The organism is Kurthia sibirica (assembly GCF_003143975.1).
Lineage (GTDB): Bacteria > Bacillota > Bacilli > Bacillales_A > Planococcaceae > Kurthia > Kurthia sibirica.
The window spans coordinates 86,346-104,155 of the sequence record NZ_QFVR01000010.1; the positions used below are offsets into that span (position 1 = coordinate 86,346).

The following is a 17,810-nucleotide window of genomic DNA, read 5'->3' on the forward strand; positions in this document are numbered from 1 at the left end:
GGACTAAAATATCATTTTGTAAAAGTGAATAGATTGAAAATTTACTTTATTAAGTTTCCGTGTTAATATAAGCTTAACAAATAAGAAAGGAGTAGCAAAAAAATTGTCCATTCACGTAGGATAAGACCTCAGTAAATTGCGATACACATCAACTTATTCATGAAAAGCAAAGTGCTTAATCTAAATAGATTAAGTTTTACCGTAAGTGAAACATTCGAGCAAGTTATAGTTTAATGGATGTGTAGTAGCGAGATTGTACAAAAAAGAAGGCGCCTATAGTTTTCATAGATGAAGGAGGGAGTTTTAAACTTTCCCGGCACATGCTTTTGCCGAAGAGTGGTTTAGAATACGAGATACATGATAACGATAGAAAGTTAGAGCTCAGTAGACGACGACATGCCGACTACTGAGTTTCTTTGTGTGTAAAATTTTAGTGGTCCATGACGTGTAAGAAAGGATTATTCAGAATGTTTCGCATAACACAAGAACTCTATGTATCTCCAAAACATTATGGTAGGATATGAGCAGTTTGAAGTGTTAGGGGGAAGAATTATGTTTGCGAATTTCACAGCTGAGAAAAAACGTTTTTGGATACTTGTTTTAATCGTATCCATATCAGGCTTTTCACAAGGGATGCTCTTACCCTTAATCTCGATTATTTTTGAGCGTGATGGTGTATCAACTTCTCTCAATGGATTAAACGCTACAGGTCTCTATTTAGGTACGCTTTTAATAGCGCCATTTGTAGAACGTCCAATGCGTAGATTTGGGTACAAACCAATCATTGTCTTTGGTGGAGCTATTGTCTTTATGTCGCTCTTTTTTTTCCCACTATGGAAAAGTGTTATGTTTTGGTTTATTTTAAGATTATTTATTGGTATTGGTGATCATGCTTTACACTATGCGACTCAGACTTGGATTACATCCTCTGCACCGCCAGGTCGGTTAGGAAAAAATGTCGCAATTTATGGACTATCATTTGGTCTTGGTTTTGCAATAGGACCGCTTCTGGTGCCCTTATTGAACATTAGTGAGTCACTGCCGTTTATCGTGTCGTCTTTGCTTTGTTTATTTGCATGGTCATTCGTCTTTTTCTTGAAAAATGATAAACCGGAGCCCATTCAAATCAATCAACATGGTAACACTTGGGTGCGTTATGGTCGTACATTAAAATATGCGTGGGTCGCATTTTTGCCACCGCTTGTTTATGGCTTTTTAGAATCGTCACTTAATGCAATTTTCCCGGTATATGCTATGAGAAATAATTTTGATATTTCGATGCTATCCATTACATTAGCCGCATTTTCTATCGGAGGTATTATTACGCAAGTACCACTTGGTACAATTGGCGACAAAATTGGACGTCGAAGAGTAACGTTAGTCGCACTCGGTGGTGGTAGTGCTATGTTCTTTATCGGTAGTTTTTTAGAAACGAATGCGATGCTAGTTCTCATTATTTTCCTTATTGCAGGCATGTTCTGTGGCTCTGTATTTTCACTGGGTATTTCTTATATGGCTGATTTAACACCAAAAGAATTACTACCAACTGGAAACTTGCTATGCAGTATTTTCTTCAGTATAGGCAGCTTATCAGGCCCATTTTTAGGAGGCGCATTTGTACAGTTTATTGATGCAAGCTTCCTATTATTAATTGCAGGTTTAGTTTTCTGTGTCTTCCTCATTTCATTTTTCTTTGGTAAGGATACACGTCAACAACTAAACTAAAAAACCTTATAATAAAAGATATTCATATCACTCGCTGTAAAGCCAAGTTTGGCATAGAATTTTTCAGCAGGTGTATCACGTTCAGTATGGAGCGCGATTATATGGATATCTTTTTTTATGAGTTCTTTTTCAATTTGTTGCATAAAAAAAGTACCATAACCACTATGTTGAACACGGTCATCAATGAAATATTCAGAAATACAATACTCAACGCCGGTGTAAAAACTACGCGTATTACCAAATGATGCGCCAACAATACAATTGTTCTCCTCTAAAATAAAACCAAGAAATACAGGATTATGGCTATATTCCTCTAGGTAAATTCGAGCGGCTTCTGTAGATGTCCATTGGTCATTCCATGGCGGCTGCGTAAAAACTTTCAAAAATAATTCGGTGCATGCCGATAAATCCTCTGCTGTTAGTGGGCGAATATTCATGATGTTGTCCTCCTCATAAGTAGAAGGGACCCTATGTAGTTGTTGGTCCCTACTCATTAAACTTTAAATTTTTCGATAGCGGTTTTCAATAAATTGATTTCATCTGTTAGACTCATGGATGATTCTGCGACAATATTGACAACTTTTTGTTGTTCATCAATCGATTCAAATACTTCAAGTGTCGCAAGTTCGTTTTCTGTACTGACTGAAGCAATATGATCAATCGACTCCACAATTTTATCTTTTTGAATCACGAGGTCATTGACGCTCGAACTTACGGTGCTTATGGCTTCTCGAATCGATTCTACAGTGTTTCGAATACTATCAAATGATTGACCAGTCGCTATGACTGCATCATTTTGTTGGTGAACAATTGAAGCGGTATTATTAATTTCGATGGATGCTTTTTGCGTATCGACTTCGATACCACTTAAAGTAATTTGTACACTCTTTGTTGAATTTGCAGTTTGCTCTGCTAACTTACGCACTTCTTCAGCGACAACGGCAAAACCCTTGCCATGTTCACCAGCTCGAGCCGCTTCAATGGATGCATTTAAAGCTAATAAATTTGTTTGCTCGGATATCATTTTTATAGAAGTAATAATATTTTCTATATCTTTCATTTTGCTTGAAAGATTATGGAATACATTTTGAACATGTCCAACGAGTTTGGCTGATTCCATCGATTTTTCTCTAAGGATTTCAAGCGATTGAAGCCCTTGTTCATTTGCCATATATACTTCATTTGATGATTGTAGCATATGTTCATTTCGTCTATGTAATTGTTGAATTTCCATCGTCAATTCATTACTTGCAAGTTTACTATTATGGCTATCGGTAGTTTGTTTTTTTGAACCAGCAGCAAGCATTGCCATACTATGTGAAATTTCTATTGTTGAAGCAGTAGCTTCTTCAGAAACGGAGCTTAAATTCGTCGCTGTGCCACGAATTCCTTTTATTGAGCTATTGACGTCTGAAATTAATGTTCTTAAATTGGTCATCATATGATTAAAATGATTATTAAGTTGCCCAATCTCATCACGGCGATTTGTTTTTTCTAGCTGTACATTTAAATCACCTTGTGCGATTTTATTTAGTTTGTAGGTCAACTTTTGAATAGGGGATGTGAAATTACGAGCAAGAGCAATTGTGATAAAGAAGCCAATTAGGATTGATATACTTAATGCAATAGTAATGACAATGAGCAACTTATTGGCTGGTGCATTAAAATCTTTTTTATAGGAACTGGCGGCAATGACCCAACCCCAATGTGAATCGACCTTTGAATAAGCAATTTTGTCAGCAGTACTCATGACATCGTCAGGTAGTCGGAATGGATAGTGCGTAAAGCCACCACCAGCAGTCGCTTTTTTAATAACATTTCTTATGAAATATTGACCATCACTATCCTGTAAATCCCATGTCTGGCTGCTTTCTATATTCGGGTGACCGACCATTAATCCATTTTTTTCAACGAAAAAAATATAACCACTTTCACCTAAGTCTGTTTTATTTGTGATAGCTCGTTGGCCATCTGCTTTTTTTACCCCAATTGTAACACTACGAACACGCTCCTTGGCTTCTTCAATCGTCATATCACCATTTTCCACTTGTTCATTATAGCTATCAATTAGCTGTAAAGTAGAAATCACACTGTTCTTAACAATTGTTTCACCTAGTTCGTTCATACTGTTTTTGGCACTGTAGAAACTGACAAGTCCAATAATGAAACAGGGGACAAGGAGTAGTAGTAGGGAGTTAAGCATTAGTTTCCATTGGATAGAACTTAGTAATTTACTCATATAAAACCTCCTATAAAAACGTGATAATACTACCATTATGTAGTCGTATGAACAATAAATCAACAACTTTACCAAATATAGTAAAAATAATTATAGGAGCGGGTGCCAGTTTCTTGTAATAGGCAAAATAGTATGTATCTTGAGGTGAATCAAAATTAACAAAAATAAAAAGAAGTATTTTGTACATGATGTACAAAATACTTCTTACTAGATACAGTTTATTTTAAAGTGAGTAATGTAACACTTTCAACATGCGCTGTTTGAGGGAACATATCGATGGGTTGGATATATTCAATCGTATAAGCTGCTGTTAATTGAGCTAAATCTTTTGCTAATGTAGACGGGTTACAAGAAGTATAAACAAAACGTTTTGGTTTAACGGTTAAAATTGTATCAATTAAACTTTGCGCTAAACCTGTTCTTGGTGGATCTACAGTCAATACATCGGGTACAAAACCTTCTTCAGACCATTGAGCTAGCCATGTTTCGGCTGAACCAGTTTCATAAATAGCATGTTCAATGCCATGATTTTTTGCATTTTGAATGCTATCAGCTACGATATCCATACCACGAACTTCCTTAGCATCTTCAGCTAACCACATACCGATTGTGCCGACACCGCAGTAGGCATCAACGACTGTTTCTTCACCAGTTAATGCGGCTGCTTTTGCGATTTCATCATAAAGATTAACTGTCTGAGTTGGATTCAGTTGGAAGAATGCACGGGCAGATAAATCAAATGCAAACTCACCAAGTTCTTCATGGATTGTTTCTTTTCCTGACATCACATACGTATTTTCACCGAAAATTAGTGAAGAATCATTTGGGTTAACATTGTGAACAATTGATACGATTGATTCATCGATTGTCGCAAGTTGATCAAATAACACACGTTTATTCGGGAAGTTTTTCTGATTTGTAATAATAACTAATTGGACTTCATTTGTATTGACACCAACACGCACGACAATTGTACGAATAATACCTTGATTTGAGCGTCCATCATAGATCGGGATGTCCAAATCAGCAATCATTTTTTTTGCTGCATTTGTCACGATTGTTGTCATTGGATGCTGTACTAAGCAATTGTCGATGTCCAATAATTTTTGGCTGTTTTCAACAAATAAACCAGCCATCACTTGATTACCAGGTTTACGAACTTGGAATTGGCTCTTATTACGATATTTCCAAGGGTCTTGCATACCAATCGTGTTTTTAACAGTTACTTTTGGTGCAAGCTTCGCCACGTATTTGTTCAATGCTTGATTGATGACATGTTTTTTCGCTACGAGTTGACTCGCATAAGTCATATGTTGAAGTTGGCAACCGCCACATTCTTCATATACTGGACAAGGTGGTTGTACACGATGTTTTGAACGTTTATGAATTTTTAAAATTTTAGCTTCAGAAAAATTACCGCCAACTTTTGTTAGCTCACAGTAAATTTCTTCCCCAATCAATGCGCCTTTTACAAAGACGATGTTTTTATTATAGTAACCAATACCCTCGCCATTAATGCCGAGTTTTTTAATATTTAATGGAATACGTTTACCCAGTTCCATAATTGTTTGTTGCATTATCATTGCCACGTCCTTTTTTTAATCATTTGTTCATTATAACGAAGGAAGACGATGAAGGAAAGGAATTATAAAAGATTCGTAAGGGCATCCTGTATTTTTGCATATGAAAACTCAAAGCCGCTGTTTTGTAAAACGACTGGTATTACGCGTTGACCTTCTAAAATCATCATGCTTTTTTCGCCGAGTGCAATCTTTAGCAAGGGTGATGGAGTTGGAAACCAATGCTTGCGTTGTAAAATAGTCGAAATTGTTTGGCCAATCTGTGTCATGCGTACAGGGTTTGGAGAAGTGATATTCACCGGTCCGGAAATTGATTCATCGTGTAAAATAAAATCGATTGCCCGTGCGACATCGTCTAAATGGACCCAAGATACCCATTGTAATCCACTCCCAAGATTGCCACCGACATGTAGTTTATAAGGTAGTACCATCATAGGTAACGCGCCACCGCCTTTACCAAAAATAACACCAAAACGACAAAGTACGACACGCACGCCAAGTGCTTGTGATTTTTTAGCGACACTTTCCCAATCAGCGACAGTTTTGCCTAGGAAATCATGTGCTTGTTGAGTAGAGGCTTCGTTATAGGTAGCTGCTTTAGACGTTGGATAAATTCCAACAGCACTCGCATTTACTAATACTTTTGGTTTTTGAGGTAATTCTTCAATTAAACGATTAATGGCCATTGTTGCCTCAATCCGACTAATATAAATTTCTTCTTTGCGATTTTTAGTCCAACGACCTTCATTTAGAGAGGTGCCAGCTAGATTGATGATCGCATCAATATTTGAGAGCTGTTTTTCGGGAGCGCTACCAGCTTTTAGCCATTGAACATATTTAATAGCACCGTCTGTATAACTCGGTTTGCGCGTTAATATAATCACTTCATGATTCGCGTGCAATAAATAGCTTGAGAGTGCATGCCCGACAAATCCACTACCACCAGCAATAACAATTTTCATTTTATTTCCCCCTTTTATTCGTTCTTTGTTATTATTTTACCCTAAATAACTAAAAAACAAGCGATGTAAGACTTTTCAAAAAGAGGTATACTAAATAGATTAGGGGTGATTACATGACTCGTGTAATAACGAAAATTACTCGTCAGAAACGAAATGAAGAACGGTATAATATTTTCTTAGATGAAAAATACGCTTTTAGTGTCGACGAAAGTATATTGATCCAACATGGTTTAACGAAAGGTAAAGTATTGGATGAACTGGCTGTCGGAGAAATTGCTTTTGAAGATGAAGTATCGCGTGCATTTAATAGAGGCTTATCTTTTTTGAGTTATCAAATGCGCAGTGAGCATGAGATTCATCAAAAGCTACTAGCCGACGAGTTAGGTGAGGCTGTTATTATGGAAGCAATCCAAAAGCTGAAACGCATCGGTTTATTGAATGATGAAACTTATTCAAAAGCACTTACCGATACGAAGAAACGTACATCAAAAAAAGGACCACGTGCAATCGCTCAAGATTTGAAACAAAAAGGCATCTCTCCGGAATTGCAACAACAGATGCTCGATGAGTTTTCTGATGAGGAGCAGTTGACGATGGCCCTAGCACTCGCTCAAAAAAAAGCGGATGCAGAATCACGTAAAACACCAAGTCAAGTAAAGCAGAAAATTCAAGAAATGCTTATGCGAAAAGGTTATGGTTTTGCGATTATCCAAGAGGTCATTGGTAAAATTGAATTGATACGAGATGAAGAGGATTGGGCAAATCTCATCGAAGCGCAGGGAGAAAAAATTTGGCGTAAATACAGCCAGAAGTATGAAGGATATGATTTGAAAATGCGCGTCAAGCAAGGATTGTACCAAAAGGGCTTTCCATCTGATATAATCGAACAGTTCATAGACATGAAGGAGCATAACTAATGGAAAAAAAATATAGCGACATGACACCAACTGAATTACGTGAATTAATAGCAGTATTACGCGAAAAGGCTAGAAAAGCAGAACAATTAGGTATTATTAATGAATTTGCAGTTTACGAGAGAAAGGCCATATTAGCATCAGCCTTTTTATTAAAACCTGAGGACTTTAAAATTGGCGAGATTTATCGTATTCAAGCTGATCCCGGTGTATTCTTTAAAATTGATTATTTAAAAGGTGTATATGCATGGGGCTATCGTCTAGGCGGCAATGTTCAGATTGAAGCTATTCCGATCTCTATGTTAATCGATGTAAAGGAGGCTTTTTAATTGGAAGAGACAATCGAGCAATTAACAGCGTTATTACAAGAGCAGAATGATAAAATTTCATATGAAAAAGCGAGAGTATGGATTGAGTTACTATGGTCAGATTTTGAATCTACCTATGCTCGAGCAGGCTATAAGTATAAGGGCGCAGAAATGACTGAAAAATTCATTCGTCAATGGATTCAAAGTTATGGAGCGACATTGCATGAATTTGTGGCACGTAATCCAAAGTATGCGCATTTATTAGAGAATCTAGATTAACATAATGAACTCCCGAGCTTATAAGCGGGGGTTTTTTCATTGAAAATAACCAATGAAAAACGCCCATGCACAAGGCAAGGACGCTTATTATATTAACTATTATTACTTTCTTCTTCTAATTTTGATTGTAGCTTCTCTTCAGAAAAAATCCAACCAGTGAAGGAGCGTACAACTGTTAAAGAGGGATCTATAACAGCCACAGCTACAAATGGATAGCGATTATTACTACGGTAGCGTAAATCAATTAATCGTATTTCCTTCAAATCGTCTTCAATATCGCGTATTTCGAAGCGATAAAGGGGTGAAAAAGAGATGAAACTTTGCAAGTCAGGTGTTTGCATTGCTGCATGAAACTCAGGTGTATCAGGAAGCGGCTCTATGAGAAATTTATCTAATAAGGTGATAGAGCGACCATAAGCTCTTCCGACATAATGATGGGTGGACGAGTTGGCGGCGATTCTATATTGGAAAAAATACCTTGTTGGCGATAATAAAATAATATCTGCATCTGGTATTGTATTTTTTACGGCATGAATCACAGCATGATGCAACGCATAGCGAATAATATAGTAGACGGTGAGTATGGCGTATAAACTAAACATAGTGATGACTGGATTTGCACCAAATGCCCAAATCATAATGGCAATCACATGCAAACCAAAAATAATAGGATCAAACGTATTGATCATGCCTAATGCAATCCACTTTTTAGAAAAAGGCCTCAACGCCTGCGTTCCGTAGGCATTGAATATATCGACGAAAACATGCAATGCAACAGCAAAAAATGTCCACAGCCACAAATGCAGTAAATTGGCACTTGGGATTAATAAAAATAAAACAAGTGAAATTAAAAGAGGCCATAAGATGACTGCGGGAATAGAATGGGTAATGCCACGATGGTGACGTATATAAACTGCATTATTCCGCAGTTTTAAAATTGTATCGATATCTGGAGCTTGTGAGCCGATGATCACACCTGCAATAACTGCAGTAGTCGTTGCTGTACTATTAGCGACGACTGGATCGACTAAAGTCAAACCACCGATTGCGATTCCCATGACTAAATGTGTTCCTGTGTCCATAAATTCAGCTCCTAACATGACAAAAAACAAATATTCTATAAAGCAAGCATACAATACTATACCCAGTTTTAGCTTGTTTTAAGTCTGAAAAAAGGAGGATCATCATGTCCTATCCATATATAAAAGAATTCCAAAACTCTTTAGTTGAATGGTTCCAAAGAGAAAAAAGAGATTTACCATGGCGTAAAACAAAAGATCCATATAAAATCTGGGTTTCTGAGGTAATGCTACAGCAAACACGCGTAGATACCGTCATTCCTTATTACGAAAATTTTTTAGAAAAGTTCCCGACTGTTGAAGCATTGGCAACGGCTGAAGAAGAGTTTTTATTGAAGCAATGGGAAGGGTTAGGCTACTATTCTCGCGTTAGAAATTTACAAGCGGGTGTGCGAGAAGTTGTCGAAAACTATCATTCAATCGTACCAAATAATCGCGCAAGTATATCCACTTTAAAAGGTGTAGGTCCCTATACAGCAGGTGCAGTATTATCCATTGCGTATGGCGTACCCGAGCATGCTGTTGACGGCAATGTCATGCGCGTTTTGAGTCGCGTTCTATTAATAGAAGATGACATCGCTCTGCCCAAGACAAAAAAAGTATTTGAAAAAGCCGTGATGGACTTGATGGACATTAAACATCCATCAGATTTTAATCAAGGCTTAATGGAATTAGGTGCATTAGTTTGTACACCAACATCACCAAAATGTTTACTATGCCCTGTGCGTGACTACTGTGGCGCATTTGCCGAAGGACAGACTAGTAACTTACCGGTGAAAACAAAGAAAACAAAAGTCAAAAAACTTGCATATGATGTCTTTATTGTAGAGAATGACAAGGGGCAATTATTAATGGAGAAACGTCCTGAATCAGGTCTGCTAGCTAATATGTGGGAGTTTCCAATGGTTTTAGAAAATGAACATTATTCAGCTTTAGCGGAGTTTTCACAGCAATATAGTGTGGAAGTGCTGGGGCAGGAAGCGTTGCTAACTTTAAAACATGTATTCTCGCATATTGTATGGAACTTAAGTAGTTACTATGTTCAGGGCGAGTCGAAGTCGGGTATATGGTTATCATTGGAAGAAATTGAGCAATTACCATTAGCAGTGCCTATGCAAAAGATTTTACAACAATATAAAATTTCTCGAAAAAAACTATAAAGCACACTAGCTTGAAAAAACACCAAATACGTAAATCTTTTAGATGTTCATAGCTTTTTTGCTATAAGTTTTTCCAGGACATTGTTATAATGTTACAAAAGACTTCATCAATACAATAATTGTTTTACAAAAAGGTGGGCGAAGCGATGGCGATTCCAACTGAAGGGGAAATTGTACAAATACATAGTTATAAGCATAACGGTCGTATACACCGAGTGTGGCAAGAAACGATGGTACTAAAAAGTACACCGAAAATGATGATTGGTGCCAACGATCGTACGCTTGTTACGGAGTCTGATGGTAGGACATGGCTAACGAGAGAGCCGTCTATTACTTACTTCCATACGGAACTATGGTTTAATATTATTTGTATGTTAAGAGAAGATGGTGTTTATTACTATTGCAATATTAGTTCACCATATGTTTTTGATCACAACTCAATAAAATACATCGATTACGACCTAGATGTAAAAGTATTTCCGGATATGACTTACACAGTACTCGATGAAGATGAGTATGAACAGCACCGTCTAGAGATGGATTATCCATTGGTGATCGATGAAATATTAAAGGCTAATATTAAAAAACTAATTGGCTGGATCAAACAACGCCGGGGTCCATTTGCAGCTGATTTTATCAAAGTATGGACAAAGCGATATGAGCTACAAAAAGAAATTAAAAATCAACAATAAGTTACGGGCTATCTCAAAGTGAATGACTTTGTAGAGAGCCTTTTCTATTGAAAGAACGAAGGAAGTGTTTGGATGGGGAGCATGCGTAGGTATATGCAATTCGTCAAGCCGTATAAATGGGATATAGTTATTACATTCTTTTTTGGTATCATCAAATTTATGATTCCATTAGCAACACCGATCATCATTAAAATTGTCATCGATGATATTATCGGCGCAGAAAAATTATCGACAGAACAAAAAACGACAGAACTGTTTATGTGGCTTGGTATTATGGCCGTGATGTTCTTTATATTAAGACCGCCAATTGAATACTATCGTCAATATTTTGGGCAAAGGATCAGTAATCGTATTCTTTTTGATATTCGCAATAAGATGTATGGACATTTGCAGAAACTCGGCCTTAAATTTTATGCGAATAATCGTGTCGGTGATGTAATTTCACGAACAATTAATGATGTTGAACAAACAAAAGAATTTGTTGTCACAGGTCTCATGAATGTATGGATTGATTTAGTAACAGTGTTCATCGCCATTGGCATTATGTTATATATGGATGTGGAGTTAACATTAGTAACGTTAGTAGCATTACCGTTTTATATTATCAGTGTGAAGTTCTTCTTTACACGCTTACGAACTTTGACGCGTGAACGATCTAAAGCGTTGGCTGGTGTGCAAAGTTATTTGCATGAAAGAGTGCAAGGGATGAGTGTGATTAAAAGTTTTACGCTAGAAAAACATGAGCAAGCTATTTTTACAAAGACGAACCAAAACTTTTTAGATAAAGCACTTGATCAAACGCGTTGGAATGCTAAAACGTTCATGGTCGTCAATACAATAACTGGAATTGCACCCGTAGCGGTTGTAGGGTACGCTGGTTATCAAGTAATTCATGGCAATATTACGGTTGGTACATTAGCATTATTTATCGGCTATATTGATAGTTTGTATAATCCATTAAGAAGACTTGTCAATTCATCTACAACATTGACACAGTCTGTCGCTTCAATGGACCGTATGTTTGATTTATTTGATGAAGAATATGATATTACGGACCAGAAAAATGCAAAAGATCTGCCAATAGTACAAGGAAAAGTACAATTTGATGATGTGGTATTTCGTTACGATCCTGAAGGGCGCAATATTTTAAATCATATGAGCTTTACGATTGAAGCGGGACAAACAGCTGCTTTCGTCGGTATGAGTGGCGGAGGAAAATCGACAATTATTAGTTTGATTCCACGCTTCTACGATGTTTTAGAAGGTGCCATAAAAATTGATGGTCATGATATTCGACACACGACCATTCACTCTTTGCGTGATCAAATCGGGATTGTGCAGCAAGATAATGTGTTGTTTAGTGATTCCATTAAAGAGAATATTATGATGGGGAATCCACGCGCAACGGATGAAGAAGTGATTAAAGCAGCTAAGGCAGCAAACGCACATGACTTTATCATGGAATTTCCAGAGGGCTATAATACAATGGTTGGAGAACGCGGCGTCAAATTGTCTGGAGGACAAAAGCAACGTGTAGCAATCGCGCGAGTATTTTTAAAAAATCCTCCAATATTAATTTTAGATGAAGCGACTTCGGCACTCGATCTTGAAAGTGAAGCATTAATCCAAGAATCATTAGAACGACTAGCGCATAATCGTACAACATTAATCGTTGCACATCGCTTATCGACGATTACTCATGCTGATCAAATTATGCTCATTGATCATGGTGAACTAAAAGAAGTCGGAACACATCAAGAGTTGATGGATAGAAAACGACTTTATAGCGATTTATTTAATGTACAAGTACTGAATTGAAAAAGAGTTCGTCCCTATCCATAAAATGGATAGGGACGAACTCTTTTATTTTTTAAATAACCTCTTCATTTTTCTCTTTAAACGATTCTTTGGAATGATGCTGTTGGAATGATGTGATCAGCGTATCTAAATGCTCCAAGTTTTCTTCATAATCTAAAATACGAGATAGAATATGCAATAAATGATAACTTGAAAATTCTTCTTCGCCTTCTTTAGCATGTTCTTGGACGATGTATTTTGCAAAAACATCCATTACCTCATTGCGTTGTAAAAATTCCTCTTGCCCAATCCAAGTTGTATGTTCCGCCTTCAACTTCCCAGTATATTTTAGCAGTAGTTGCTCATGGTAAGTGAGTAAGTAGTCCAGTCGCGACTGAATCATAATATGGAATTTTTCAGGCATTTGAGATAATTCATTTTCATGGAGGTGTAGACGATTTAATAATTCAATACTTTTTGTCATCGTAATGAGCATTTGTCTATAGACAACGAGTTTTCTAAACTTCACATGACGTGCTTTTTTTGTATAGGGGCGTTCTTCTTTAAAAAGTTTATATAAAGAACTAACGCGTTCATACTGCTCGCGCAACCTACGTAAAGATTGCTTTGTGGAAGTATGTTCTGAAGCTTGACGAACGGCCAAACGAATCCATTTAATAATATCACTTTGTAAATACTTGATGGAGGTGAAAAGACGCTCCTCGTATTTCGGTGGTAAGAAAATGAGATTGATGATGAAAGCAGCAAGAACACCTGTCATAACTGTGAGAAATCTCAAAACTGCAAATTCAATAAAATCACCTTGTTGGAATTCTAAAATGACGATGACGGTTACCAATGCCAAAGAGATACTACTCTCTAGTTTGAAACGCATCATAATGAGCAGGGTAACGATGACAGCAAAACCTACAACGGCAAAGGAATGACCGAATACTGTACCGAAAATGACGGCGACAACTGCGCCAATTATATTACCTTGTACCTGCTCGATAATTGTTTTATAAGAGCGATAAATCGAAGGCTGCAATGCGAATATCGCTGCTATTCCTGCAAAGATAGGAGAAGGTAACTCCAACCAAGTTGCAACATAAAAGGCAAGGACAATCGCAAGGCCTGTTTTTAATATCCGGGCACCTAATTTCATGAGAAATGGGTAACCTCACTTTCTGACTTTATATGGACGTACTCTAAACTATTAAGTACGTTGGGTCAACTATAATTTTAATTGTAGACAAAATCCACAACTTTTACCAAATATATTGATACAATAAAGAAACAAATAAACTTTGGAGGTAATGGATATGACAAATTTGACTGGTTTACAAGCACCTGATTTTTCTTTGCAAAATGAGAAAGGTGAAACAGTTTCCTTGAGCGACTTTCTGAATAAGAAAAACGTGATTTTATATTTTTATCCAAAAGACATGACACCAGGTTGTAAGACTGAAGCATGCGATTTTGCAGCAGCGTATGAAGATTTTTCTGATTTAGATGCAGTTATTTTAGGTGTGAGTCCAGATTCAGCTGAACGTCATAGTAAATTTATCGACAAACATGGCCTACCATTTTCACTATTAGTAGATGAAGACCAAGAAGTAGCAGAAAAATATGGCGTTTGGCAATTAAAGAAAAATTTTGGCAAAGAATATATGGGTATTGTACGTTCAACCTTCCTCGTCAATAAAGAGGGAATCGTGCAACAGGAGTGGAGAAATGTAAGAGTAAAAGATCATGTAGCAGCAGTTGCCGAAGTGCTGAGAAAAGCAGGTGACAATTAACATGATTTATTTTACATTTGATCCACGCCCTGATTTGAAAAGTGATTTACAGTCAAGCCTACCAAATGAACAATTGATCTTTGCTAAAAAAATAGATCCTAGTGATTTTGCAAAAGCGGAAATTATCGTGTCATATGGCGAAGACCTTACACCCGAAAATATTGCACTTGCGCAAGAGTTAAAATGGTTATTCATCGCATCAGCTGGTGTTGAGAAATTACCATTAACTGAATTGAAAGAGCGAGGGATAACTGTCTCAAATGTGAGAGGGATTCACAAAACGCCAATGGCTGAATCAGTTCTCGGTCATATTTTAGCCCATTACCGTTCTTTGCCCACTATTTACAAAGAACAAACACAACATAATTGGCGACGTAAAATGCCATCAAAAGAATTGCGTGGGCAAACAGCTTTAATTTTAGGACCAGGAGCGATAGGTGGAGAAATTGGTCGTTTACTACAAGCATTTGGTGTACAAACAATCGGCTGCAATCGCTCAAAAAAACATGCACCTTTTATGGATCGTATGGTGGGGTTTGATGACTTACTCACCGCGTTACCTACGGCTGATATCGTGCTATCAGTATTACCAAGTACACCACAAACCTATCATTTATTGACGACTGAATATTTTTTGGCAATGAAGGAAGATGCACTATTCTTGAATTTTGGACGCGGAACATTAGTAGAAACTGCCGTGTTACAACAAGCACTTGAAACACATGAAATTGCTGCTGCTGTTTGTGATGTTTTTGAAGAGGAACCATTACCTGCAACATCAGCGCTATGGCAGCTCGAGAACCTGACTGTATCTCCCCATACATCGAGCCACTCATCACGCTACTTAGAAAGAAGTTTTGAGTTATTTAAACGTGATTTCATTAACTACAGAGCACATAAAATAAATGAGCTAGAAAATCTTGTGGATTTAACTGCAGGCTATTGATTTTCATTCATAGCACCCTATTTGAGAATAGCATCTGATTTTTTTAGTGGATAAACTATAGAAGTTGACAGAGTGCACTGTATTTCGATACACTATTTATAACAATTATAATTAAAGAATATTTATGAAAGAGGTGCATGGCGATGTCAGAAAAGCAATTAGAGACTGCGCTAGACACGCTGAAAAAAACAGGCGTTAGGATTACTCCGCAACGTCATGCGATTTTAGAATACTTAATTGAAACGATGACACATCCAACAGCGGATGATATCTATAAATCATTAGAAGCGAAATTTCCGAATATGAGTGTCGCAACGGTTTATAATAATCTGCGCGTATTCAAAGAGTCTGGCTTAGTGCAAGAATTGACTTATGGAGATAATGCAAGTCGTTTTGATTTTATTACGAGTAAGCATTATCATACGATTTGTGAATCTTGTGGCAAAATTGTCGACTTCCACTACCCAGGGCTAGATGAAATCGAACGTTTTACCGAACATGTTACAGGTTTTAAAGTAAATTCACATCGTTTAGAAATCTATGGTCTATGTCCAGCTTGTCAGACTAAATCGTAAAAATGATTTAAAGGCTTGGGAAATTGATGAGATTTCTCAAGCCTTTTTTATGCAAAAAAAAAGAGCAGCAGCAGCCCCTCTTACTTTGAATCTATTTCTTGCGTCTTTGATTTTGTTTTATTATTATAAGATTGGTCAAACTCTTTACCGATTAGATTTGGATCCAATGTCAAAGGTTCATTACAATACATGCACATATCAACACGTCCTAAGACTTTTGTATGCTTTTGACAGCTTGGGCATGCGACCACAATAGCGCGCGTTGATAATAATCCAATCCAAGCATATGTAGCGGTACTACCGATAATGCATAATAAACCAAGCGTCATAAAGATGATGACTAACACAGCATTCTCTTTAAAGAAAATAGCGCCATACATGATGACAAATCCAATAAAGATTAAGGATAAAGCAAATGAACGTATTTTGTTTATTTTGTTTTTATAGGGTTTCATATGTAGACCTCCTAATCTATAATTTACTATATCATATAAAATTGTAAAAAATAAACAAAGATACTATTTTTTTATTTGAAGAATAATTATGAGGAGGAGTAGAATGGAACATATATTGAGACCTATTTATCAAGAAAGAGCGGGCGATCCAAACACATTAGGCGCAATTCTTGTAGAAAAAGTTGATGAATTAAGTCCGACGACGGATAATTTTGATTCTGTGTTGCTTCTATTAGTAAAAGAAGCAGAGTTACCGATCTTTACAAAGCATTATACTTATAATAATCGAATTACTGCTATGCATATAATTACAGAGGCACAGCTTAGGAAATGGTTATTATTAGCAACGAATAAAAAACTTGTAGATTGGTTATATAACGGACGCGTTGTTTTTGATCGCAATGAATTTGTTAGCACATTACGTAAAGAATTAAAAGATAATCCTTATTACGGTCGCTCTATTAAGATGGGTATCGAATTTTCAAAGCTATTACGCCGCTATCAAGAAGGACGTGTTAGCTTTGAACAAAAGAACTTCTTTGATGCATATCATCATATGAGTGAGTCGCTATTACATTTAGCCAGACTATCTATAATAGAAGAAGGGAACTATCCAGAACTAATGGTCTGGAATCAAGTACGCTACTTTAATGCAGAAGTATATCGATTAAATGAAGAATTTATTATGAGTTCAGAATCCATCGAACAAAGATTGGAACTTGTATTTCTAGCAACTGAGTTTATGTTGAATTCTAAAATGGAAGAATGTAGCGTCCATATACTACGTGTTATGGAAGAACAAACGAATTGGTCTATTCAACAATTACATGAACAAGAAGAACTTAAAAATTATTCAATAAACCTAGAAGTATTCATTGAATACTTAGTAGATAAAGGGTATATTGATATAGAACGTTTGGAGACAAAAACGCCAAATGTCTATCATCGATACTATGTAGTGCATGGATGAACAGTCGTTTTAAATGTTTTTAAAAAAACTTTTAAAACATAGTTGACAATTGATATGATATTATTGTATTATAGTAATTGTCGTTAGGACAACAACAAGAAATAACGAAACAGCTTACTCAAACAACGTTAAAAACTTTTTCAAAAAAGTTGTTGACAAAGAAAAAGTAAAATGTTAAGATATTAAATGTCGCTGAAACAAAACGACAACAACAAAACATGAACCTTGAAAACTAAACAAGCAGTGAAGTTAATCAATATAAAGTCTTACAAACTTTAATTAGTGCGTAAGCAAACGAAGACATTCTATTCGTAGAATGTCGTTATCGAA

The 17,810-nt window shown here is 36.5% G+C and carries 18 protein-coding genes; 11 read left to right on the plus strand and 7 right to left on the minus strand.

The window, feature by feature from the left end:
- Positions 1–552: 552 nt before the first annotated feature.
- Entirely contained in the window at positions 553–1,725 is a 1,173-nt protein-coding gene (locus DEX24_RS09255; RefSeq protein ID WP_109306143.1) for an MFS transporter, read from the plus strand.
- Here the strand turns inward: DEX24_RS09255 and DEX24_RS09260 are convergent.
- From DEX24_RS09260 to DEX24_RS09275, 4 genes are all read right to left on the minus strand, one after another.
- Positions 1,722–2,162 (minus strand): GNAT family N-acetyltransferase, encoded by a 441-nt coding sequence (locus DEX24_RS09260; RefSeq protein ID WP_170112901.1) that lies wholly within the window; start codon positions 2,160–2,162, stop codon positions 1,722–1,724. The two genes, DEX24_RS09255 and DEX24_RS09260, sit on opposite strands and share 4 nt — an antisense overlap.
- A 56-nt stretch (positions 2,163–2,218) precedes the next feature.
- Complete coding sequence (locus tag DEX24_RS09265) at positions 2,219–3,964, minus strand: methyl-accepting chemotaxis protein (RefSeq protein WP_170112902.1); 1,746 nt, start codon at positions 3,962–3,964, stop codon at positions 2,219–2,221.
- Positions 3,965–4,182: 218 nt separating this feature from the next.
- Positions 4,183–5,544: a 23S rRNA (uracil(1939)-C(5))-methyltransferase RlmD gene (rlmD, locus tag DEX24_RS09270; protein WP_109306165.1), complete on the minus strand. Its 1,362-nt coding sequence runs from the start codon at positions 5,542–5,544 to the stop codon at positions 4,183–4,185.
- Between the two features lie 65 nt (positions 5,545–5,609).
- On the minus strand, positions 5,610–6,506 hold the full coding sequence (locus DEX24_RS09275) for a TIGR01777 family oxidoreductase (protein ID WP_109306146.1): 897 nt from the start codon (positions 6,504–6,506) through the stop codon (positions 5,610–5,612).
- Positions 6,507–6,619: 113 nt separating this feature from the next.
- Here DEX24_RS09275 and recX point away from each other — a divergent pair, with 113 nt between their 5' ends.
- From recX to DEX24_RS09290, 3 genes are read left to right on the plus strand one after another with little or no spacing between them, the layout of a single operon-like run.
- The gene (gene recX, locus DEX24_RS09280) at positions 6,620–7,423 is read left to right on the plus strand and encodes a recombination regulator RecX (RefSeq protein ID WP_109306147.1); all 804 of its coding nucleotides are present in this window, start codon (positions 6,620–6,622) and stop codon (positions 7,421–7,423) included.
- Entirely contained in the window at positions 7,423–7,749 is a 327-nt protein-coding gene (locus DEX24_RS09285; RefSeq protein ID WP_170112903.1) for a YfhH family protein, read from the plus strand. The genes recX and DEX24_RS09285 overlap by 1 nt, the downstream gene beginning before the upstream one ends.
- The gene (locus tag DEX24_RS09290; RefSeq protein WP_109306148.1) at positions 7,750–8,007 is read left to right on the plus strand and encodes a YfhJ family protein; all 258 of its coding nucleotides are present in this window, start codon (positions 7,750–7,752) and stop codon (positions 8,005–8,007) included.
- Positions 8,008–8,099: 92 nt separating this feature from the next.
- Here DEX24_RS09290 and DEX24_RS09295 read toward each other — a convergent pair whose 3' ends face one another.
- Positions 8,100–9,089, minus strand: a complete 990-nt coding sequence (locus tag DEX24_RS09295; RefSeq protein WP_109306149.1) for a metal-dependent hydrolase — start codon at positions 9,087–9,089, stop codon at positions 8,100–8,102.
- 104 nt (positions 9,090–9,193) lie between these two features.
- On the opposite strand from DEX24_RS09295, the gene mutY reads away from it, so the two are divergent.
- The 3 genes from mutY (at position 9,194) to DEX24_RS09310 (ending at position 12,756) form a co-directional block, all read left to right on the plus strand.
- Complete coding sequence (mutY, locus tag DEX24_RS09300; RefSeq protein WP_109306150.1) at positions 9,194–10,246, plus strand: A/G-specific adenine glycosylase; 1,053 nt, start codon at positions 9,194–9,196, stop codon at positions 10,244–10,246.
- Positions 10,247–10,392: 146 nt separating this feature from the next.
- Positions 10,393–10,938 (plus strand): nucleoside tri-diphosphate phosphatase, encoded by a 546-nt coding sequence (gene ntdP, locus DEX24_RS09305; RefSeq protein WP_109306151.1) that lies wholly within the window; start codon positions 10,393–10,395, stop codon positions 10,936–10,938.
- Between the two features lie 72 nt (positions 10,939–11,010).
- Positions 11,011–12,756, plus strand: a complete 1,746-nt coding sequence (locus DEX24_RS09310; RefSeq protein WP_109306152.1) for an ABC transporter ATP-binding protein — start codon at positions 11,011–11,013, stop codon at positions 12,754–12,756.
- Between the two features lie 52 nt (positions 12,757–12,808).
- Here DEX24_RS09310 and DEX24_RS09315 read toward each other — a convergent pair whose 3' ends face one another.
- Positions 12,809–13,900: an FUSC family protein gene (locus tag DEX24_RS09315; RefSeq protein WP_109306153.1), complete on the minus strand. Its 1,092-nt coding sequence runs from the start codon at positions 13,898–13,900 to the stop codon at positions 12,809–12,811.
- Between the two features lie 157 nt (positions 13,901–14,057).
- Here DEX24_RS09315 and bcp point away from each other — a divergent pair, with 157 nt between their 5' ends.
- The 3 genes from bcp to perR all read left to right on the plus strand — a co-directional run bounded on the left by bcp (position 14,058) and on the right by perR (position 16,055).
- Positions 14,058–14,534 carry a thioredoxin-dependent thiol peroxidase gene (bcp, locus tag DEX24_RS09320; RefSeq protein WP_109306154.1) on the plus strand — a complete coding sequence of 159 codons (477 nt, stop codon included), beginning with the start codon at positions 14,058–14,060 and terminating at the stop codon, positions 14,532–14,534.
- Position 14,535: 1 nt separating this feature from the next.
- A complete protein-coding gene (locus tag DEX24_RS09325) occupies positions 14,536–15,480 on the plus strand; it encodes a D-2-hydroxyacid dehydrogenase (protein WP_109306155.1) in 945 nt (314 codons plus the stop codon).
- A gap of 137 nt (positions 15,481–15,617) precedes the next feature.
- Positions 15,618–16,055: a peroxide-responsive transcriptional repressor PerR gene (perR, locus tag DEX24_RS09330; protein WP_109306156.1), complete on the plus strand. Its 438-nt coding sequence runs from the start codon at positions 15,618–15,620 to the stop codon at positions 16,053–16,055.
- Positions 16,056–16,135: 80 nt separating this feature from the next.
- Here perR and DEX24_RS09335 read toward each other — a convergent pair whose 3' ends face one another.
- The gene (locus DEX24_RS09335) at positions 16,136–16,510 is read right to left on the minus strand and encodes a YgzB family protein (RefSeq protein WP_109306157.1); all 375 of its coding nucleotides are present in this window, start codon (positions 16,508–16,510) and stop codon (positions 16,136–16,138) included.
- Positions 16,511–16,613: 103 nt separating this feature from the next.
- On the opposite strand from DEX24_RS09335, the gene DEX24_RS09340 reads away from it, so the two are divergent.
- Positions 16,614–17,480, plus strand: a complete 867-nt coding sequence (locus tag DEX24_RS09340) for a nucleotidyltransferase-like protein (RefSeq protein ID WP_109306158.1) — start codon at positions 16,614–16,616, stop codon at positions 17,478–17,480.
- Positions 17,481–17,810 lie beyond the last annotated feature (330 nt).